General features: G+C 58.9%; 14 protein-coding genes. 3 read left to right on the top strand and 11 right to left on the bottom strand.

The window, feature by feature from the left end; genetic code table 11:
• Positions 1-212: 212 nt before the first annotated feature.
• The 7 genes from GF423_RS03520 to GF423_RS03490 form a co-directional block, all read right to left on the bottom strand.
• Positions 213-3,845 carry a leucine-rich repeat protein gene (locus GF423_RS03520; RefSeq protein ID WP_154327079.1) on the bottom strand — a complete coding sequence of 1,211 codons (3,633 nt, stop codon included), beginning with the start codon at positions 3,843-3,845 and terminating at the stop codon, positions 213-215.
• Between the two features lie 319 nt (positions 3,846-4,164).
• Positions 4,165-5,889: a hypothetical protein gene (locus tag GF423_RS03515; RefSeq protein ID WP_154327078.1), complete on the bottom strand. Its 1,725-nt coding sequence runs from the start codon at positions 5,887-5,889 to the stop codon at positions 4,165-4,167.
• 50 nt (positions 5,890-5,939) lie between these two features.
• Positions 5,940-7,796 carry a M6 family metalloprotease domain-containing protein gene (locus tag GF423_RS03510; RefSeq protein ID WP_154327077.1) on the bottom strand — a complete coding sequence of 619 codons (1,857 nt, stop codon included), beginning with the start codon at positions 7,794-7,796 and terminating at the stop codon, positions 5,940-5,942.
• 515 nt (positions 7,797-8,311) lie between these two features.
• Entirely contained in the window at positions 8,312-9,547 is a 1,236-nt protein-coding gene (pncB, locus tag GF423_RS03505) for a nicotinate phosphoribosyltransferase (protein ID WP_154327076.1), read from the bottom strand.
• Positions 9,548-9,619: 72 nt separating this feature from the next.
• Positions 9,620-10,945 carry a dGTP triphosphohydrolase gene (dgt, locus tag GF423_RS03500; protein WP_154328968.1) on the bottom strand — a complete coding sequence of 442 codons (1,326 nt, stop codon included), beginning with the start codon at positions 10,943-10,945 and terminating at the stop codon, positions 9,620-9,622.
• A 116-nt stretch (positions 10,946-11,061) separates the two neighbouring features.
• On the bottom strand, positions 11,062-11,820 hold the full coding sequence (locus GF423_RS03495) for a UDP-2,3-diacylglucosamine diphosphatase (protein ID WP_154327075.1): 759 nt from the start codon (positions 11,818-11,820) through the stop codon (positions 11,062-11,064).
• A gap of 23 nt (positions 11,821-11,843) precedes the next feature.
• On the bottom strand, positions 11,844-12,164 hold the full coding sequence (locus GF423_RS03490) for a metal-sulfur cluster assembly factor (RefSeq protein WP_154327074.1): 321 nt from the start codon (positions 12,162-12,164) through the stop codon (positions 11,844-11,846).
• A 188-nt stretch (positions 12,165-12,352) separates the two neighbouring features.
• On the opposite strand from GF423_RS03490, the gene trpS reads away from it, so the two are divergent.
• From trpS to GF423_RS03475, 3 genes are read left to right on the top strand one after another with little or no spacing between them, the layout of a single operon-like run.
• On the top strand, positions 12,353-13,447 hold the full coding sequence (gene trpS / locus GF423_RS03485) for a tryptophan--tRNA ligase (RefSeq protein WP_154327073.1): 1,095 nt from the start codon (positions 12,353-12,355) through the stop codon (positions 13,445-13,447).
• A 41-nt stretch (positions 13,448-13,488) separates the two neighbouring features.
• Positions 13,489-14,415: a hypothetical protein gene (locus GF423_RS03480; RefSeq protein ID WP_154327072.1), complete on the top strand. Its 927-nt coding sequence runs from the start codon at positions 13,489-13,491 to the stop codon at positions 14,413-14,415.
• 25 nt (positions 14,416-14,440) lie between these two features.
• Complete coding sequence (locus GF423_RS03475; RefSeq protein WP_154327071.1) at positions 14,441-14,968, top strand: hypothetical protein; 528 nt, start codon at positions 14,441-14,443, stop codon at positions 14,966-14,968.
• 18 nt (positions 14,969-14,986) lie between these two features.
• On the opposite strand, the gene GF423_RS03470 is transcribed toward GF423_RS03475, so the two are convergent.
• From GF423_RS03470 to GF423_RS03455, 4 genes are read right to left on the bottom strand one after another with little or no spacing between them, the layout of a single operon-like run.
• Positions 14,987-16,420, bottom strand: coding sequence for an oligosaccharide flippase family protein (locus GF423_RS03470; protein WP_206113350.1), 1,434 nt, complete (start codon positions 16,418-16,420; stop codon positions 14,987-14,989).
• Positions 16,421-16,434: 14 nt separating this feature from the next.
• Positions 16,435-17,397 carry a GNAT family N-acetyltransferase gene (locus GF423_RS03465; protein WP_154327069.1) on the bottom strand — a complete coding sequence of 321 codons (963 nt, stop codon included), beginning with the start codon at positions 17,395-17,397 and terminating at the stop codon, positions 16,435-16,437.
• Complete coding sequence (lolB1, locus tag GF423_RS03460) at positions 17,394-18,254, bottom strand: lipoprotein insertase outer membrane protein LolB1 (protein ID WP_154327068.1); 861 nt, start codon at positions 18,252-18,254, stop codon at positions 17,394-17,396. The genes GF423_RS03465 and lolB1 overlap by 4 nt, the downstream gene beginning before the upstream one ends.
• 52 nt (positions 18,255-18,306) lie before the next feature.
• Entirely contained in the window at positions 18,307-20,055 is a 1,749-nt protein-coding gene (locus GF423_RS03455) for a tetratricopeptide repeat protein (protein WP_154327067.1), read from the bottom strand.
• Positions 20,056-20,107: the final 52 nt, after the last annotated feature.

Below are 20,107 nucleotides of genomic sequence, written 5' to 3'. Positions count from 1 at the left end.
GGGCTCTTGCCCAAGCTGCAATTAGCACTTAGGGGCCCTGTCCAGGCATGCGACTCATGCTGGGCAGGGCTTGCTTGTGGCTCTTGCCCGCTGTCGAAGCGCAAAATGAGAAGGGTGGCTTGCGCGCTCTCTTGGCGAGAGGTGAAGCCACCCTTCTTGTTGAGTGTTGTGTTTATTGCATCTCAGGATCGCTTGAGCCCGAGGTGCTTGGTTTATTTGGTCGTGTACACACCCTTCGACACGCTCTTGGTGCCGTCGGTGTAGTAGGTCACAACCATGTTGATGCCGTCAAATGCCTTGTCGCTCTCCATGCCTGCGGCATTGTAGTAGCGCACGCTCTTCACCGTCTTGCTGGCTGTCACGTTGTCGACGCCAGTCTCCTGCGAGTAGGTGATTACGCAGGTTGCGCTGAGTGCCGGGTTGGCAACGCTGGTAGCAGTGATGGTCACCGATGGGGCTGTACCCTCGGCGTTGAGACCCTTCACGCCGGCGATGAGCGACTTGATGGTCACCAAGCCATTGGCATCGACGGTGGCATAGTCATTGCTCGAGCTCCAAGTCACGTGCTTGTTGGTCGTGTTCTCGGGCAGGACAGTGGCCACGAGTTGCAGTGTGCCGCCGTTGCGCTCGGCAGTGTACTCGGTGATGTTGAGCGATATCGACTCGGGGAATACTGCTGCGGTGGGGTTGGTGATGGTGATCACGCAGCTGTCCTTGAGGGTGGGCACTGCGTTGCTCACGGCATAGATGGTCACCGTGTTCTTCTCTTGAGCCTTGGTGGTCACCAGGCCGTTGGCGTCGACCGTGGCCACGGTCTCGTCGCTCGAGCTCCAGGTCACGCTCTTGTCGGCAGCATTGGCGGGAGTAACGGTGGCTGTGAGTTGCAGTTGGTCGCCGCCCTTGTCCAGGGTGTAGGTGTTGTGGTTGAGGGCAATTGCCTCAGGCAGTACCACAGGAGGTGCCACATAGGTGGCTCCGCACACGCCGTAGGCCTCAACGCCCTCGACTGCAAAGGTCACTACAGGGGTGGCATCGGCACTCTTTATGGTCTTGATGCCGCTCTTGTGCAGCGGGTTGGTAGCATCGAGCTTCACGCTGCCGGCAATGGCCTCGGCGTCGGTGGCAGGAGCCACATAGCCCCAGAACACGTTGGTGCCGTCGCCGTTGATTTGGGCAATGTTGGAGTTCTCGCCGCTGTCGGGGGTGCCGTCGACCTTAACGGGCGAGTTGTCGATGAGCTGGCAGTCGGCAATCTTCAGGTCCTCAACGCCATCGGCATCGCTGCCGTCGGCCTTCTCGAGCTTGCTCAGTGCAATGCGGTACACGCCTGGAACAGCTCCGTAGGGATCTTTCTGCACAAACATGTAGTAGTAGCCGTTTTTCTCGTCGAGATAGGCTGTCTTGATGAGTGCGTCCTTAAACACGCACTTGAAGTGCTGGGTCTTGCCTGCACCGCCGTCGGGATAGATGTCGGCATCGGTGAAGCGCAACAGGCCCAGGCCGTTGAACTTCTTGGTCATCCAGTAGATGCCCTTGCTGTCCTTCTGGAAAGCGCCAGTGATAGAACCCCATGAGATTTGGTCATTGTAGTAGGGCAGATACTGGTTCTGGAACAAGAAGGGCTGTGAGCCATAGAGGCCGGTGGTGTCGGCGTTGAGCTTGTGCACACCCACGTTGCGGTCGGAAATGTAGATGGTGTTGGAAGCCGAGTCGATGCTCATGCTGAAGGGGTCTTCGGAGGGCTTGTAGCCCACGTTGTTGAGCACGGTCACACGATAGAAGTAGTCGCCCGACTTGTTTACATAGAAGAGTTGGCCGTCGCCCAGAGGAGAGTCGGGAGTCTGGTAGGTGAACTTCTCGCCGGCATCGGCCACATAGATGCGGTTCTTGTAGCTTTGCAGCGTGAAGGCATGGGCGCCGGTGGCAAACTTGGTGTCGACGACGTTGCCGCTCTCGTCTTTATACATGAGCTTGCCGTCGGCCGTGGCAAAGTAGAGACCTGTGGGGCAGCCCAGGTTGGAAGCTACACCGCTGATGCTGGGATCGCCCACGATGTTGAGGTAGCTCCACTGGCTGGCTTTCTTGTAGGCAGATACCGAGTTCTCGGCCACCTTGCAGGTCACGCCGCTCTGGTCGGCGGTAAATGTGCCGGCAGCCAGGGCAGGCGTGTTGACGTTGAGCACGCGCAGTGTCTGGATGGTGCTGGGCACCGAGCCAGGCTCCATGTAGTTGACGTTGGCCGGTATCTCCATCTCTTTGAGAGAGGTGCACTTGTCAAAGCAGTTTTTCATCATGTTGGTTGCCGAGTTGGGCAGCTTCACGCTGGTCAGGCTCTGGCAGTTGGCAAAGAGGCCTTGGGATATCTCGTTGCGGCCCTCGGCTATAACGACGCTCTTGAGCGCCGAGCCGTTGAACACGTTCAAGCCCACAGTCACGTTGCTCTCGAGCGTGAAGCTTTCGAGCTTGCTCTGGGCAAAGCCGTAGTCGCCTATTTTGGTAAGAGCAGGCAGGGCCACAGTCTTGAAGGGAGCGTAGGCCAGGCCATACTTGTCGATGCTGGTCACAGTGGCGTTGCTGTAGCTCTCGGGCATGCCGGCTTTCTCGTGAGTTGTCACGAGCAGGCGGGTGCCGTCGGCGCTGAGCAGCACGCCGTTTTCGAGCTTGAAAGCAGTGTTGCCGCCGTCTACTTCAATCTTGGCCAGTGTGGCGATGGGGGCCAGGGCAGCATCGCCTATGCTGGCGAGGCTGGCAGGAATCACAACGCCGGTGAGTGCAGTGCCGGCCAGGGCCTCGCTGCCCAGTGCCGTGAGGCCCGAGGGCAGGGTGAACTCGCCTGCGAGGGCGCTGTTCTTGAAGGCGCTGCCCCCTATGCTGGTGATGGTGGCAGGCAGGGCGATGCCGGTGAGGGCTGTGCCCTGGAAGGCGCTCTCGCCTATGCTGGTCACTGCCGAGCCCAGTGTCACGCTGTTCAGACTTGAGCAGTTGGCAAAGGTGCTGGCCTCAACAGTCTTCACGGCCTCGGGCAGGGCGATGCTCTTCAGGCTCGTGCAGCCCTGGAAGGCGCTGGCCCCTATGCTGGCAATCTTGTTGCCCTGGGCAAACTCTACGGTCTCGAGTGCAGTGCAGCCCAGCAGCATCGTGCCTGAGATGGCGGTGGCGCTGCCGCCGAAGGTCACTTTCTTCAAGTACTTCATGTTGTGGAACGGCTGCTGGTTGTTGGCATAGAGCGAGGCATCGATGTCGCGGCCGAAGTAGATCTCCTCGATGGGGTCCTCGCTGGCTTTGGTCACATCGGTCGTGAAGGCCAGCAGGTTCATCTTAAATGGCGTTGAGCTGTCGGCAAAGGTGATTTTCTTCAAGCTCGTCATGCCTTCCCAGTTTTGTGAAACAAATGTTCCTTTCACACCGGCAGGCACGGTCACCTCGGTGATCGAGGAGCAACCTTGCAGGTAGGCGTTGCCGATAGTTTTGGCCGTCGAGGGCACAGGATCGTTTTTCAAGCTCGAGCAGCCCTTGAAGGCATTGCGGCTGATGTCGACACACGTGTTGGGCAGGCTCAGCGAGGTGAGCTCCTTGCAGTCGACAAAGGCATTGGCGCCCACAGCCACCACGGTATAGGTCTTGCCTCCCTCGGTGAAGGTCTCGGGTATCACGATGTCGCCCTTGTAGTAGGCGGTGTCGCCCCCCGACACGAAGTTGTAGCGCTTCACCGTCGCTTTGGTGCCGCTGGTGGTATAGTTGATGCCATCGTGCACCACTGTCGCAGCTTCAAGCACGGGGACGGCGAGCAAACCCGCCATCGAGAGTGCCAAAGCACGCAACCATGAATGAGTAATTCTTTTCATGTGGATAAATGTTGATAGTTATTAATTAGTTGTACGTTATAGAATGGTCAATTATTTGCTTCACTTGCAACTTGGCACGTCGTCGTAAGCCGCCACCAAGTGCACCTACAAATGTAAGCATTATTTGCTTACCTTGACCTTGATTTTTGGAAAAATTTTGTTTACATTTCATAATAAAGGTTTCTCTTCCTTCCCAATCGTGTTCCCGAGTGGGCTTGCGATACTTTGCCGGCAGCAACGAGAACCGCCGCCAGCAAAGCACACGACTGCTGGCGACGGCCCGTATGGAGAAAGTGTGGGGATGAGCCCGAGTTGGCGCTTATTTCACGACAACCTTCTTGTGGTTCTTGATCACGATGCCCTTGTAGCTGTCGTTCACGCGTTGGCCGGCCAGGTTATAGGCAGGTGTGTGGGCAGTGCCCGAGGGCTGTTGATCGACCGTGACGATGCCTGTGGGCGTGGCGGGCGAGCGGAACACAAATTGCGTGATGGGCTGCTCAAGGCGCGTGCCAGTGTTGAGCCCGGCCAGGGGCCAGTCGTCGGTCTGTTGATAGTCGGCAAAGGTCACGTTGTCGTTGGTAAAGGTCATGGCCTTGCCCGTGGTCTTGGGCACATAGTAGAAGCCCAGGTCGAAGGCCGACTCACAAGCCTCGTCGCCGTCGAAGGTGATGCTCACGAGCAGGTTCTTGGTGCCCGAGTAGGCGTAGGGCTTCGACAGGTGCAGCACCAGCTCGCCGTCGGTGCCGTAGTAGCCCGAGAAGTCCTCGCTGTAGGCGTAGTTGCTGAGCACTGCTTGGGCGTCGTCGTCGTTGAAGAAGCAGTAATCCTTCTTGTCGGAGTCGTAGGTGAAGGTGCTTTCGCCTATTTCTTTCATCTTCACGTTCACCTTGCGTGGATAGGCCGTGTAGAGCGACTGGTTGTTGAAGATGAACTTGATGGTGGTGATTTCCTTTCCGGCAGCCTTGGCCAGGTCGGCGGCAGTGTAGATGATTTGCGAGCCGGTGTGCTTGAGGTAGAAGGTGGTGGGTGCTACCGAGAAATAGCTGCCGTCATAGACCTTGGAAGATGCTGTGCCTGCCAGTGTGGCGGCATACTGGCCCACCTCGAGCGAGTCGGTCGTGGGTGATGCGAGCACTTCCGACGACTTGTTGATCAAGTCCACTTTCACCATGTCGGAATAGGGGCTGTAGATTGCCGTGTAGGGCATGTGGCCCGAAGGCTTTGTGTAGTCGTTTTTTGTGGCATGCAGGTCGTAGTACAGTACCTTGCTGCTGGTGTAGCGCGTGGGCGCGCCGAAGCGCTTGGTGGTGACCTCGGCGCCTGTCGACTCGTCCTTGGCCATCACAGCCTCGTCGGCAGCTACCATGTTGTAGTATGTGGTGCCGCTCTCCAAGTTCTGCAGCACCTGCACCCTGTCGATGTAGTCGGGGGTGCCCGACTTGGCAGTGTTGTTGACCACGGTGAAGAAGAGGTCCTTGCTGCCGTCGTCAAGCGTCAGCGTGTCGGTGCTCAGGCCCGTTCCGCCGTTGGCAACGTGAGTGGCCACCTTGTGCAGCATCTCGCCCTTGCTCCCGTGGGTGGTGATGTAGAGGCTGTCGCCGTCGGTGCAGTAGCTGGTCACCACAATCTGGTAGCGGCCCTTGTCGCCGCGCAGATCGAGATAGGGCGAGTAGATGACTCCACCCACCATGCCGGTTATAAACGACGGGTAGCCGTAGGCTCCCCAGCCATAGGTGGTGGCATAGCCGTAGTCGGAGAGGTCGACATAGGCGTCCTCACTCACCACAGGGCTTATCACCGAGCCTTGCGTGACGCCGGCAAAGTCCTCGTCGACGATGGTTGTGGCTCCTTTGGCCGCGGCTTGCTTCAAGTCGTAGGCATACACGCAGTAGGCCTCGCTTCCATCCACCGTCTTCCAGTTGGCGTTGAAGCCGGTGTTGGTGATGTTGGTGGCAGGCAGTGCCACAGGTTTGCTCAATGTGGCCTGGGCAGCTGTAAACAGAGCCAGGGGCATAAACAACGATAGAAGGTAAATTCTTTTCATAAGCTGTGTTGTTTTATTTGATTAGAAAACTGTTACTGTCTTTTCCCGTTTTATCTCACTATCTTCTTGACCGCCGCGTTGCCTTGCTCTACGATGTAGAGGCCGCGAGGCAGCGCCCTCAAGCCCTCGATTGAGTCGTAAGTGCCCACTTGGCGGCCCTCGACCGTGTACACTGTCACGCGCGCTGGCTCGGGCGCGCTGGCTCGGGGCTGGACTATGCCGGCAGGGTTGCCGCCGGCGGGCATGAAGTCGAAGTCGATGTTGCCCTCGTCGTCTTTGGCGATGTTCATCACGGGCTTGTGCATGAGCAGTGTGCCGTCGGGGTGGGCGTTGTATACCGTGGCTGCAGGGCGGCTCAGGTCGGTGAGCGAGTCAAGCCTGAAGCGCTTGCCCTCCATGGGGAAGGTGTAGTAGTAGGTCTCGTTCTCGAGCGAGCGCAGTTTGGAGAAGGGCACCATGCGTGCGTGGTCGTTGGTGAAATTGCCGTCGTAGCCCTCGGCTGTCGTAAACGTGCCGGTGGTGTTCACGATGTTGTTGGCAAAGAGGGTGGAGTCGTAGTCGACATGCACAATGAGCAATCCCTGCTCGGGGGTGTAGGCATCCCAACCCACATGCTTGTGGTTTTCAAGCAGGTAGTACTCGTTGCGCTGGTCGTCGTTGTAGATGGCATAGGCCTCGCCGCCCTCGTCGAGGCTTGTCATGCCTCGCACACTGTCGCCTGGCTGTAGCTCCTTCACGTCGAGCCACCCGGCCTGGGCGCGCTCATAGCTGGTCCAGCCTGCCGGACACCACCCTATGCCCTGCGGCCCGTTGTAGGACCCGTGTGCCATCAAGTCCCAGTTGCCCATGGTGGGGGTGGCGCCGTAGGCGGTATCGTACATGTCGGGCAGCCCCAAGCAATGCGAAAACTCGTGGCAGAACACGCCCATGCCCATGTAGGTCTTGCCCGAGTTGCCATACAGCTCGTTGCCGCAGGCAAAGGTGTTGATGTAGGTGCCACCCAGGCTGAATCCGCCAGGGCCGTCATCGTTGACCTTGGCCTCGTCGAGAGTCCACTTGCAGGGCCACAGCAATCCCGTGTCGCCTCCCGTGGCTTGCCCGTAGCCGGCATAGAGCACAAACACCTGCTCCAGCTCGCCGTCGCCGTCCCAGTCGTAGCGGCTCCAGTCGGGCTTGTACAGGCTGTCGGCCTTGGTCACGGCCTCGGCAATAAACTCTCCCACGTGGTCGGTGCCGCCAAAGTACACGCTTGGCCCGCCATAGTAGGTGCTCGCTTTGCTCACCTTCACCGGGCCTATCACGTCAAATACCAGCTTGAACTGCCCGCGGCTCATGTCGTTGAAATAGTCGCTGGCACTGCCGGGGGCGCCACACTGGCTGAAGCCAGGCTGGTTGAGCATGCTGTTGTAGAACGAGCGCGTGCTTGCCGTGTCGGTGGCAAATGCGCGGTCGGGAAAATAGGCCAGCACCACAGGCACGTGATGCGTGCCGCGGTAAGTTGCCCGGCGAGCTGCCATGCTCTTTTTTGCCAAGGCAGGGCTGGAGGCCCTGCCCCGCTGTGCCCGGTGCTGCCTGAGCTGCATCGTGCTGGCACCCGATGCAATGTGCTCGAGCTCGCTTGCTGCGCGCTGCGAGGCTTCGTGTGCCACGATGCCCGTCGACACGAGCTGGTCTCCCCGCACACTTGCATAGCAATAGCTGCCGTCGGGCTGCCGCACCACTGGCACGCCGTCGGCCGTGGCGGGGTAGTGCAGCCACTCGTCGCCCGTCATGCTCACCATGAGCCGGGTGCCGTCGGGCTGCCTCACCGTGAGCCAGCGTTTTTGGGCCGGAATGGCGAGAGCCGTGAGCGTGAACAACAGCATGAAACCTGAGAGCAATGTCCTTGAGGAAACTAAGTGCATCATATTTTTTGGATTAGGGGTGTTTGTCTTTTATGCAAATGTATTAAGAATATTGCAGAAAAACAATACAATGAATAGCAAAACAGGGAAAACATTTACAATGTATCACTAAAAATGGTGGTTTTATGTAAAAAAACTACCTATTGTGGCGATGCCTTTTTCCCAGCACCGCATGAGTTGGAGCCCGAAAGTTGTCGCTGTAGAATCGCTGGCTGGCTGGTAGTCATGGAGGTCTGCCTCGGCCTTGCTGAGCAATACCGTGAGGCAATAGGAGGAGCTGTAAGGGCATTCCCCGGTTGAGATAGCTTTGCGCAAGGGCGCGAAGTGTTGGCAAGTCGCGGTCGAGGAGTATGGACACGCGCTCTGCGGCTGTCGCATCGTTCTGCCCACAGGGCATAACAACGATTACAACAGCCACAGCGATGTGTTGTAGACTACCGGCAACCGAGGAGAAGTTGATCGGGCGGCTAAAATTGCACCTCTCGTCGTGCCGTCATAGACACGCACCGCGCTGACGGCTAAATTTCTTCCTCACCCAAGAGCTTAAGCAGGTACTTGCACTTGTCGGGGTTGCCCAGCGTCTTGCCCTTGTCGCACGAGAGCTTCACGCAGTCGTGCCATGCACGCAGCTCGGTGATGCGCATGCGTGTGAGCTTGATTACGATGTTCGACGGCGAGCAGCCCGTCACGTCGCAGGTGAGGTAGGTGCCTATGCCATAGCTGTCTTGCATGCGACCAGCCGTGTAGTTGTGTATCTCGATGGCACGGTCCAGGTTCAGGCCGTTGCTGTACACGATTTGCTTGGTGGCCGGGTCAATGCCCAGGCTCTTGTATTTGGCAATGATTTTCTCAAGCTGCTCCTCCTCGTTGCCGCTGTCGACACGCAGGCCCTTGTACATCATGGCCATGCGCTTCGACAGGTTGCTGAAAAACACCTTGTCGCCAAAGCAGTCGTAGAGGTAGATGCCGTTGTCGCCGTCGTAGACGTCGCTGAACTTCTTCATCACGTTGAAGTTGCACTCGTACACGCCGCTCACGTTTTCCTCAAACTCTACCAGCTGGTGGCTCATCGTGCCTATGGGCGTGAGGTCGTATTTCATGGCCAGATACACGTTGCTCGTGCCCACAAACTTGCCAGGCCACTTCTTGAACTGGCCCTCGGCGTCGGTATATCCGCCCTCGTCTTGCACCTCCTTGAAGGTGCGCACCACCATGTCGTGGTGCTGCATCGAGAAGCGCCGGCGCTGCCCGAAGTCGCTTATTACCAGCCCGGCCTTGAGGGCCTTGCGGGCTTTCTCGCGGCTGCGCTGCTCCTCGAGGGCTGCGTCGTAGCGGTCGATGTCGCCGTTGAGTGTGTGCATGAGCTGGCTTATGCACGAGAGCAACACCATCTCCCACATGATAGTCGAGTACCACTTGCCCTTGATGGTGATGCCCAGGTGCCCCTGCTCGTCCTGGCTTATGGCCACCTCGGCAGGATTGAAGCGGTAGCCCTTGAGAAACACAAAGAACCACAGCGGCAGGTAGTACATTTTGCGGGCCATGAAGTCGATTTCCTCGTCGGTTATCACCACGCCAGGCATGTAGTCGACCTGCTCTTGCAGGAGCTTGTCGAAGCCCTTGGGGTAACAGGTGTGGTTGCGGTCGAAGAAGGTGTATTCTACCTCGCCGCGCGGATAGGTCTCCAAGATGTAGTAGAGGCAGCTATAGGTGTAGGCGTCGTTGTCGGTGAAATGTGTGATGATCTGTTCCATTTTGTGTTGTGTGTGAAAGAAAGATGTGATTTTGTTGTGATTTTTTTAACATTGTCTCGGTTTGACATGCCGCTACACTGTGGGCAGGGCGATGCCGTTGAGCTGGCGGTAGAGGTTGAGGGCATACACGTCGGTCATGGCGCTGATGTGGTCGAGCACGGCCTGCACTTTCTCAAAGAGCGAGGGGGCGTGCACGTCGTATTGTTGCGGAAACTTGTTGAGCAGCAGTTGCGAGTAGTTGCGCTCGGGGTGCATCACGGCATCGATGAGCTTGTCGAGCAGCAAGGTGATGATGCGGTTGCCGGCCAGGTCCACGTCGACGACATAGCCGGCACGGTAGAGCCGCGCATAGGCCATCTCGCTGCAACGCTTGTAGCCCGCCGCCGGCACCGCGCCTATGTGGTCGATGAGGCTGCCCGTGAATCGGCCCTGCATGATTTCGTCTTCGTGCTCGATAAAGGTGCGTGCGCACTCCTGCACCAGCAGCCCCACCACGCACGAGCGCATGTAGGCCACCTTCTCGTTGGGGTCGGCCACGTGGCTCATCACATCTCGCATGTGGGCCTGCCGCTCGCTGCCGAAGTAGCCCAGCAGCAGGTCGAGGGTCTCCTGAGTGCCTATGATTTTGAGCTTGTGCCCGTCTTCGATGTCCATCACTTGGTAGCATATGTCGTCGGCCGCCTCGAGCAGGTACACCAGCGGGTGGCGGCAGTAGCGCCCCTTGCCCAGGGCAATGAGCCCCACGCGCTCGGCTATGCGCTCAAAGAGGGCCTGCTCGGTGGTGAAGTAGCCAAATTTTCCATTTTCGCCGGCTTGCGACGAGGAGTAGGGGTACTTGACAATGGTGGCCAGGGTGGAATAGGTCATGGCAAAGCCGCCCGGCCGGCGTCCCTTGAACTGGTGCACAAGGGTGCGGAAGCTGTTGGCATTGCCCTCAAAGTGTATCAAGTCGTCCCACTGGCGCTCGTTGAGGTGAGGCTTGAGCACCTGCCCGCCGCCCTCGCTGAAGTAGGCCCCTATCGTTTTCTCGCCCGAGTGCCCGAAGGGCGGGTTGCCCAGGTCGTGGGCCAGGCAGGCGGCTGCCACAATCTCGCTCATGGCGGGCAGGCGTGTGGCCCAGGGCTCGCCGGCATACTTCAGCATCAGGCGCTTGGCTACCTCGCCGGCGAGCGACTTGCCCACACACGACACCTCGAGCGAGTGGGTGAGGCGGTTGTGTACAAAGATGCTGCCCGGTAGCGGAAACACCTGGGTCTTGTTTTGCAGGCGCCTGAAGGGCGATGAGAACACCAGGCGGTCGAAGTCGCGCTCAAAGTCGCTGCGCACGCCGCCCTTGTTGTCGTCGTGGTAGTGCTCGAGCCCCAGCCGCACATCACATATGAGGGCATCCCAGTTCATTCTCGTCATGATTGTATATTATATATATTAGGTTCTCGTTTTGTTTTCTTTGTAGTGTGGCAGGCTGCACGGCTTGCAGGCAGTGAGGCGGCAGTGTGCATGCAGAGCCCCGCCTTTTAGCCCTCATACTTGTGCAGCTGCATCTGTGTGCCGTCGAAGGTGGCATAGGTGTATTGCCTTATCCAGTCGCCCAGAAAGGTGACATCGGCCCCCGTGGCCAGGTACTCGTGCCGCGCCGTGTGCAGGTGCCCGTACACATAGTGCTTCACCTCGGGGTGTTGCTGCGAGTGCTCGCTCGAGAAGTCGATGAGGTTTTTCACGCCGCGTGCTATGCGGGCCACCATTTCCTTTTGCCGGCGGTGGGTGCGGTTCTGCGTGCTCCAGCCGTGGGCTATGGCATAGGTCCAGCGCGGGTGTATGGCGGCATAGAGCACCTGGCACACGCGGCTGTTGAAGCACATGCGCATGAAGCGGTACATGGGCCGCTGGTAGCCCACGTCGTCGCCGTGCGAGAGCAGAAACTCGTGCCCCATGATGCTGGTGGTCACGTGCTTGTGCAGCACCGTGAGCCCTATCTCGTCGCGCAGGTAGTCGAAGAGCCACACGTCGTGGTTGCCCGTCATCCAGTACACGGGCACGCCGGCATCGGCCAGACGGGCCAGGGCGCCCAGAAACCTGATGTAGCCGCGCGGCACCACCGTCTTGTACTCATACCAGTAGTCGAGTATATCGCCCAGCAAGTACACGGCCTGGGCCGTGTCGTGAATGCTGTCGAGAAACCGTGCCACACGCGCCTCGTTGCCCCGAGGGTCCTCGAGGTAGGTGGCGCCCAGGTGCAGGTCGCTCAGGAAATATGTCACTTTCTTGCTGTCCATCTCACGCTACAGCCGAGGGAGCCTCACAGCATGCCCAGTTCCATCTTGGCCTCGTCGCTCATCATGCTTTGGTCCCATTCGGGCTCAAACACGAGTTGCACGTTCACGCTCTTCACGCCCTCGATGCTTTCCACCTTCTGGCGTATGTCCTCAAAGAGGAAGTCGCCCATGGGGCAGGTGGGCGCCGTGAGTGTCATGTCGATTTGCACGTTGCCCTCGTTGTCGACGTCGATTTTGTAGACCAGCCCCAAGCTGTAGATGTCGACCGGAATCTCGGGGTCAAACACCGTCTTGAGCATCTTCACTGTTTCCTCTTCGATGTGGAGTTTCTCTTCTTCTGTCATAGTACTTGCAAAGATATATATTTTGCCGTGATTTCCAAAATCGCCCTTGGGGGGCAGCTCGCTCAATTTCTGGCAGGCGCGGGCTTGAAGTGAGCCCGAGAACATAAAAATGGCGCAAATATTTTTGCGTGCCGCGTTTTTGCGCTACCTTTGCATGAAGAATAACTAACGACTGAATACTTATAAAAATGGGAAAAGTAATATTGACGGGCGACCGTCCCACGGGCCGACTGCATGTGGGCCACTATGTGGGCTCGCTGCGCCGCCGCGTGGAGCTGCAAAACGAGGGTGACTACGACCGCATGTTTGTGTTTATGGCCGATGTGCAGGCCTTGACCGACAATGCCGACAACCCGGAAAAAATACGTCAAAACATCATCGAGGTGGCGCTCGACTATCTTGCCGCCGGCCTCGACCCCGAGAAGTGCACGCTATTTATACAAAGCCAGATTCCTGAGCTGAGCGAGCTCACTACCTACTTGATGAACCTCATCACCGTGTCGCGCGTGCAACGCAACCCCACGGTGAAGACCGAAATCAAGATGCGCAACTTCGAGGCCAACATCCCGCTGGGCTTTTTCTGCTACCCGGTGAGCCAGGCGGCCGACATTACGCTCTTCAAGGCCAACATCGTGCCTGCCGGCGAGGACCAGGAGCCCATGCTCGAGGTCACTCGCGAGCTGGTGAACCGCTTCAACAACACCTATGGCCCCGTGCTTGTAGAGCCCAGCATCATGCTGCCTCCCGAGGGGGCATGCCGCCGCCTGCCGGGCATCGACGGCAAGGCCAAGATGAGCAAGAGCCTGGGCAACTGCATCTACCTGAGCGACACTGCCGACGAGGTGTGGCAGAAGGTGCGCTCGATGTACACCGACCCCACCCACGTCAACCTCAACGACCCCGGCCACGTCGAGGGCAACATGGTGTTTACCTATCTCGACGCCTTCAGCACGCCCGAGGACTTTGCTGAGTGCTGGCCCGAGTACAGCGGCCTCGACGAGCTCAAGGAGCACTATTGCAAGGGTGGCTTGGGCGACATGAAGTGCAAGAAGTTCCTCAACCGGGTGCTCAACCGCACCCTGGAGCCCATGCGCGAGCGTCGTCGCGAGTTTGAAAAAGACATCCCCGAGGTTTACAACATCTTGAAGAAGGGCACCGAGAGTGCCCGCGAGGTAGCTGCCCGCACCATCGACGAGGTGCGCCACGCCATGCGCATCGACTACTTCAACGATGCCGCTCTCATTGCCGAGCAGGCCGAGCGCTTTGCCAGCAAGCAGCAGTGACGCGCCGAGCCTACTTTTTCAATTACGCTTAACAGGTTGTCATGAAACGTGTAGCTTTATTTTTGATTTCGGGCCTCGCTGCCCTCGCGCTGTGGGCGCAGCAGGCGACCATCGTGCCCCGCTGGCAAGTGGGCGACTCGCTGGTGTATCACAAGACGATGTCGACGGTCATCACACGTGACGGTGAATCGACTCGCATCGAGGCACAGGCCGATGAGGCCGTGACCGTGCTGCAACGCACGGCCACAGGCTATGTTGTGGCTGTGAACACTCTCGCGAGCAGCTCGCGGGTGACCGAGGGACACAATGCGGTGGCCGACACGCTCCTGGCCTTGATGAGCGGCAACGCCGCCCTGCTCAACCTGCGCGTGCTCTATGCCACCGACTCGAGCGGCAAGCCCGTGGATGTGCTCAACTGGCAGCCGTTGCAGGAGGCCTCCCGCCGCATGTGCGACTCGCTGTACAACTGGATTGCCGCCTACGCCAAGTCGCAGAGCTTCGACCTGGAGATGGTGATGCCGAAACAAGCTTTCGACAGCACCTTGCAAGCCCGTGTGTCCAAGGAACGGTTGCTGCAGTTGATTGCCACATCGCCCCTGTACCTCTATGGCAAGAACATTGCCGGCGGCGAGTACACCGTCTACAAGCCGGCCACCCAGCTCGAGGGGGCACATGTGGAGCGGGCATTAACCGCCGTGCAGAGCGCCGACGATCTCCTGGACGAGGCCATGCAGACCCCCATGTTGAAGCAGCTGCTCGCCTCGATGCCCGCCTCGATGCTGCCCATGATCAAGGAGCAGCTCAAGGCTCAGTTGGGGCAGGGCCGCAAGAAGACAGACGCCACCGTCTATGACTGCTATGTCAACGGTTGGATCCGGAAGATTGTCGATAGCATTACAATTGCCGAGACCGAATCGACCACCCAGGCCATCACCACCAGCGAGTGTGTGTATCACTCTTGGAAATAGAAAAACATAGAAAAAATAACGGCCCATGACTTTTGAGCAGCAACTGCACGACGACCTGCACCAGCACTTCCTGGCCCAGGGGCTTGTCGACAAGCAATTTCCCGAGTGCCCCGACGTGGAGCAGCGATGGGAGGCCATAGCGCAGTCCTATGCCCCCGACGGCATACGCGAGTTTGCCCAGTATCCCACTGCCTCGCTGGGCTGGATGATGTATATAGGCATGGCTGTAGCTCGCTATTGGGACGACGACTGGGGCATCTATGCCCACATTGCCGACCTGTACACCTACATGCGCGACAAGCGTGGCTACGACAACCTCGACGAGTATGTGCGCCAGGATGTGCTCTTGCTCAAGGGCAACGACTACGACGCCATCGAGCGCCTGGTGGCCGACACGGCCGAGCGCACCTATGCCGCCCTGCGTCACCAGCACATCGAGCCCGGCACGCCCGAGGCCTTCAGGGCCTATGTGGCCTGTCTGCACCAACTCTATCTCATGGGCATGGCCCTGGAGTTGCACCACTTGGGTTATCACATGACAAAACTGAATTGAGCCGGGCGCGTGGGCAGGCTACAGCCGCAGCGCCTTCTTGGCCATGAACACACCCGCAGTTACGGTTGCCGCCGTGAGACCAGCCGCCACAGCCACAAGGCCGTGCTCCATGGCCAGGAGCACGGCGAGCGAGGCGACCAAGGCCCAGACTACATTGTAGAGGCACTTGCCCGTGAGGGTGAGGTGAAACACGCGCCTGTACACCACCCACACGAGAATCGTGTAGAGAACGTACCACACTACAAACGACAGTCCCAGCCCCGTGAGCCCCCACTGGCGGTAGAACACGATGTTGAGCACCAGCCCGGTCACGGCATCGATGCTCTCGGTCGCGAGATACACCTTGCCGGCACCCTTGGCCAGGGTCACAAAGGCTATGCTCCACGACACTGCCCTGAAGATGGTGCCTATCATTATCCACGAGGCAAAGGTGACGATGGGACTGAACTCGGGTGCATAGAGCAACCACACGACAGGCCCGCGCAGCAGGATGAACAGGGTGGCAATGGGCGCCATCACAATCATGGCAATGTTGATTTCTTGCGACACAAAGGCGCGCAAGCGCATTTTGCTCGATGCCACGCGCGCCAGGCGAGGGTAGTACTCCATGCCCAGGGCCGTGAGCACCAGACCGGTGTACTTGTACACCAGCGTGTAGCCTGCCTGGTACAAGCCCACCTCGTGAGTGCCGGCGTGGGTGTTGAGCCAGGCATTGAACACATAGGCTGCAAGCATGGTCACAAAGTTGCCCAGGGTCATGAAAATGCCCAGCTTCACAAAGCCCTTGCCCAGTGCCACAGTCTCGCGGGGGGTGATGCTGGGTGCGGGATGCCGCCTGTCGCGCATGACCAGGGCAAAGAAGGCGCAGCCGGCGGCATAGGCCACGATGCTGGGCACGATGCTCTTCTCGCGCAAGTAGTAGAATAGCGGTATCGAGATGACAAGTCCGGCGACTGTGCCCCACAGGGTGGCACTGGCCAGCCGCTTGAGCCTGGCCAGACCTTGAAACACGGCATACTCGCCATTGGCCACCGTCATGAGCAGCACCGCGGCAGCCAGGGCCACAAAGCCCCACACGTGCCGCTCGTCGCCGAAGGTGCAACGGCTCAGCACCGGCGCCAGGGCCATGGTGAGCGTGGCGCCGCCAAGACCCAGCCACAGCGACCAGCGGCGCACCACAGCCACTATCTTGGCAATGAGCCGGGTGTCGCCTCGCTCCACAGCCTGCGAGATGTCGCGCACGCTGCTCTGGCGCGTGCCCAGGTTGGCAGCTGTGTTGATGGTGTCGAGTGCCTGGTTGAAAAGGCCGAAGAGTCCCACGCCCACAGGACCTATCCACAGGGCCACGAGCTTGGTGCGCACAATCGAGCACACGATGCTCGCCATTTGCACCCCGCCGAAGATGCCCATGGCTTTCATGGCCACGCGCGATATGTTGCTCTTGCCTGCCATCACGGTTGTTGCGGTCAGAGTGCGATCTTGTAGGTGTTGTACACGATGCCCCGGCCACCCATGCGCGACTTCTGCTGCACCAGGCCGCTGTTAAGGTAGCGGCCGTGATTCTCGTTGGAAATGCCGAAGTCGAAGTACTTGTAGCCTGCCTCCTGTGCGCTCTTGATGAGGGTGTCGAAGAGCAGCGGCAGCGCCTTCAGCTCGCGCCCGCGGGGCGATGAGGCGATATACTGGCTGTGGGCCACTGCGCGTGTGAAGTACATGACCACGCCGGCCACAATCTCGGCCTTGCCGTCGTCGCAGGCCGGGGGCAGGGTGGCGGTATAGAGCCTGATGTTTTGCGGAAAGCGGTCGTGCAGCAGTTCTATCTCGGCGAGCGAGTGCACCGGGTGGGTGTCGTGACGCTCCATGAGCACCTGGTCGAGCACCTGCCAGTAGCCGGCCCAGTCCTCGCTCTCCTCGACGACGACCCCGGCCTTGCGGGCTGCGTTCGTGCCGCTCTTGTTGCCGCGGTCAAAGCCCAGGGGGTCCTCGAGCAGAATGGTGGTGGAGATGTTGCTCTCGACGAGCGTGGCGTTGTGGCGAAACAGGGCGTAGAGGTCTTCCTCGCAAGGATAGCGGTGATAGATGTGGGGCACTGCCTTGTAGATGACTGTGGCTATGCCGTGCTTCTTGAGCCACGCGGCGGCTGCATCCCATATCTCGAGCATCACAGTCACGTCGAAGTGCTTGAGCGGCACAATCCAGCTGCCGAAGGTGAGTCCCTGGTGGGAGTAGAGCACCTGGCCGTCGCGGTTGGCTGGCAGCATGGCCAGGAGCTTGCCGTCGCGTTGCGCAATGAGCGAGCAGTCGGTGAAACGGTCGCTGTGGTACTCCATATACTTGCGGTAGAACAGAAAGGTGCCGTTGCGCGAGGCGTTAACAAACTCGTCCCACTGCAAGTGGTACTCGGGGGTGTATTGCAAAATTTCGATCATTGTTGGCCTAACATGTTGAGCAGGCTTGCGCCTGCGATTCGCTTGTAGTTTTCGGGTAGCTGGGTGTCGATTTTTACGGCCTCGTTCCAAGTGATACCGCCATACTCGAGCTTGAGCTTGAAATCGGTTTTGTTCACTCGTGTGGCCACGTCGATGCGGCCGGCGATGCGTCCGGCTGCCGTGGCACGCACGTCACTGTAGTCGACGGCATAGGTGCTGGCAGCGGCGGTGGCGGGGGTCACCTCGAGCGATACGATCTTGTTGTCTTGGTCAAACTTGAAGTCGTAGGTGAAGCCCTGGTATTGCTCTTTGGGCTGCACCATGTAGCTGCCGTCGACGTGGGTGAGCGTCACCTCGCTGGCCAGGCCGCTGTTGAGTGTGCCCTTGCCAAGCACAAAGGCGCGCCCCAGGAAGATGTCTTGCAGGGTGCTCACTGTGGCTGGGACGCCGGCGGTGAGCAGTTTCACATTCTCGCACAGGTAGCGCTTGTGCAACTTGTCGACCACGATGAGTGTGTCGCCGGTGATGATCATCTTGGCTACCTCGATCATGCCCAGGGGCCGCACCGAGATGTAGATGCTCTTGCCCCTTATCATGCGCACTTGCATCGACGACGACAGCGACTGGCCGCCGCTCAGGCTCACCGAGCCGCCGGCCTTCATCGTGTTCCAGTTGCCAAATGAGGCGGCGATGGTGCTCAAGCGGGTCTCTTTGAGGGTTGACGTGCCTGTAACGGTTGTGGCGGGCTGGCCTGTGGGTGCCGGGCGGCCTGCAACGGCGCTTTTCGACGACCCGCATGCGCTCAGGCCGAGCAGCAGGCTCAGTGCCAGTGTGATATGTGTGATTGCTTTTTTCATCTTTATCTTGTTGTCTCTATGTGTGTGTGATGTTCTACAGTTGGGTGATGTGCTATTTCTCGTAATAGGTCTTGTCGTTTATCTCGCGGTTGAGCAGCTCCTTGAGTTTCTCGTCGGGATTCATTTCCAGGGCTTTCTTCCACTGGGCCACGGCCTCGTCGACCTTGCCGGTGGCATAGAGTATGGCCCCGTAGTGCTGGTAGAGGTCGGCGTTGTCGCTGTCGTCGTTGTCGATGGCCGATTTTATGTAGAAGAGTGCCATGTCGTAGTTTTTCTCTTTGAAAAACACCCAGGCATAGGTGTCGAGAAAGGTGGAATTGTTGGGACTGGCATTCACTGCGCGGCCGCTCATGCTCTCGGCCTTGCTCAAGTCGCTGTCGCACTCGGCCAGGAAATAGGCGTAGTTGTTGAGTATGCCTGTGTTGTCGGGGTTGATGGCGAGCGATTTCTCGTAGGTGTCAAAGGCCATGAGCGTGTCGCCCATAGCAAAGTACACGTCGCCCTTGCCACCCGTCAAGTCGGAGCGCAGCTCAAAGTCGTTGCTGTCGCATTTCTCCAGTGCCGCGTCGTAGGTGTCCAGTGCTTTGTCATATTGCTTCATCTCGAAGTAGGCCGGGGCAATGTAGCGGTAGAGCTCGATACTGTCGGGGTTGAGCTCGAGGGCGCGCTTGGCAGCCTTGATGGCGGCGGGGTAGTTCTCGTCCATCATGTTGATGAGCATGAGCTTGTGCCAGGCCTTGGCGTCGGTGGGGTCCATGTCGAGCTCGTAGCCCAGTTGCTCGGCCGCGCCCTTGTAGTCTTGCTTGGCAACGAGATATTCGCTGTAAAGACTGCGTATGGTGGGCTCGTGGGGGTGCTGCTCGAGCAGCACGTTGAACAGCGTGGCTACGCGCTGGCTCGAGTCGCGCGACATGAGCAGGTGGCGGGCATAGTCGGCCAGCACGCCCTCCTTGCTGTCGACGTCGAGTTCCTTGCTGGTCAGGGCCAGGTATATCTGCTTGTCGTAGTTCACCGAGTCGCCGGTCAAGTTGTAGTATTGTGCCTTGGCCAGGTAGGTTTGCCCGTTGTCGGGCTCATACTTCTGCGCGCAGTCGAGATAGTAGAGCGCGCTGTCGTTTTGCCCAAACTGTTGCAGCATCGATGCCATGGCGATATTGTACTCGGCATTGCGCGGGGCCGTTGCCAGTAGCGAGTGCATCTCGCCCAGGGCCCCTGCCGTGTCGCCCAGGGCCTGGTAGGCGTGCACCTTGCGCACGGCGAGCTGCACCGAGCGTCCTTGTGTCGACTCCAGACTGTCGTAGACGGCGATGGCGTTGCGGTAGTCCTTCAGGCGGTTGTAGCAGTCGGCCTCGCGTATCAGGATTTCGGGCTTCCCGGGATTCTGGGCTGCCAGCTGCTTGATCACGCGCAGGGCTTCCTGCACTTGGTCGATGGCCAAGTTGGCATCGCTGTAGAGCATCGACTCGTAGTAGTCGCCCGGGTGTGCGTCGACGTGCTGGCGCATCAGGCTCACGCCCTGCTGGAACTCGTCTTTGGTCACGTCGTGCATCGAGAGCAGGCAGTAGCCGTAGTAGTAGGATATGGCCGTGTTGGTGGGGTCGACAGCGTGGGCATATCGCGTGAGGTCGAAGAAGGCCTCGACATTGTCGTCTTGCTTCTGGCGCTCGGCCTCAAGAAAAATGTACTGGGCCTTGCGGCGGTCGCTCTCGCTGGGCGTGCTCTTGGCCCGCGTGGCCGCCAGGAGCGGCAGCACGACCAGTGCTGCGAGCAGGCATAGTAGTATATTACGTGATGAGTGCATTGTGTTGTAGAAAAATGTGAGTGTGTGGAGGTTGAGAGAGTGTGTGTGCGTG

Source organism: Sodaliphilus pleomorphus, assembly GCF_009676955.1.
GTDB classification, from domain to species: domain Bacteria; phylum Bacteroidota; class Bacteroidia; order Bacteroidales; family Muribaculaceae; genus Sodaliphilus; species Sodaliphilus pleomorphus.
This window is presented reverse-complemented; position numbering and strand designations above follow the sequence as displayed.

What these genes read in the sequence shown, in the direction of transcription:
- GF423_RS03520 (WP_154327079.1), bottom strand. Translation starts at nt 3,845, where the DNA reads ATGAAAAGAATTACTCATTCATGGTTGCGTGCTTTGGCACTCTCGATG.
- GF423_RS03515 (WP_154327078.1), bottom strand. Translation starts at nt 5,889, where the DNA reads ATGAAAAGAATTTACCTTCTATCGTTGTTTATGCCCCTGGCTCTGTTT.
- GF423_RS03510 (WP_154327077.1), bottom strand. Translation starts at nt 7,796, where the DNA reads ATGATGCACTTAGTTTCCTCAAGGACATTGCTCTCAGGTTTCATGCTG.
- pncB (WP_154327076.1), bottom strand. Translation starts at nt 9,547, where the DNA reads ATGGAACAGATCATCACACATTTCACCGACAACGACGCCTACACCTAT.
- dgt (WP_154328968.1), bottom strand. Translation starts at nt 10,945, where the DNA reads ATGAACTGGGATGCCCTCATATGTGATGTGCGGCTGGGGCTCGAGCAC.
- GF423_RS03495 (WP_154327075.1), bottom strand. Translation starts at nt 11,820, where the DNA reads ATGGACAGCAAGAAAGTGACATATTTCCTGAGCGACCTGCACCTGGGC.
- GF423_RS03490 (WP_154327074.1), bottom strand. Translation starts at nt 12,164, where the DNA reads ATGACAGAAGAAGAGAAACTCCACATCGAAGAGGAAACAGTGAAGATG.
- trpS (WP_154327073.1), top strand. Translation starts at nt 12,353, where the DNA reads ATGGGAAAAGTAATATTGACGGGCGACCGTCCCACGGGCCGACTGCAT.
- GF423_RS03480 (WP_154327072.1), top strand. Translation starts at nt 13,489, where the DNA reads ATGAAACGTGTAGCTTTATTTTTGATTTCGGGCCTCGCTGCCCTCGCG.
- GF423_RS03475 (WP_154327071.1), top strand. Translation starts at nt 14,441, where the DNA reads ATGACTTTTGAGCAGCAACTGCACGACGACCTGCACCAGCACTTCCTG.
- GF423_RS03470 (WP_206113350.1), bottom strand. Translation starts at nt 16,420, where the DNA reads ATGGCAGGCAAGAGCAACATATCGCGCGTGGCCATGAAAGCCATGGGC.
- GF423_RS03465 (WP_154327069.1), bottom strand. Translation starts at nt 17,397, where the DNA reads ATGATCGAAATTTTGCAATACACCCCCGAGTACCACTTGCAGTGGGAC.
- lolB1 (WP_154327068.1), bottom strand. Translation starts at nt 18,254, where the DNA reads ATGAAAAAAGCAATCACACATATCACACTGGCACTGAGCCTGCTGCTC.
- GF423_RS03455 (WP_154327067.1), bottom strand. Translation starts at nt 20,055, where the DNA reads ATGCACTCATCACGTAATATACTACTATGCCTGCTCGCAGCACTGGTC.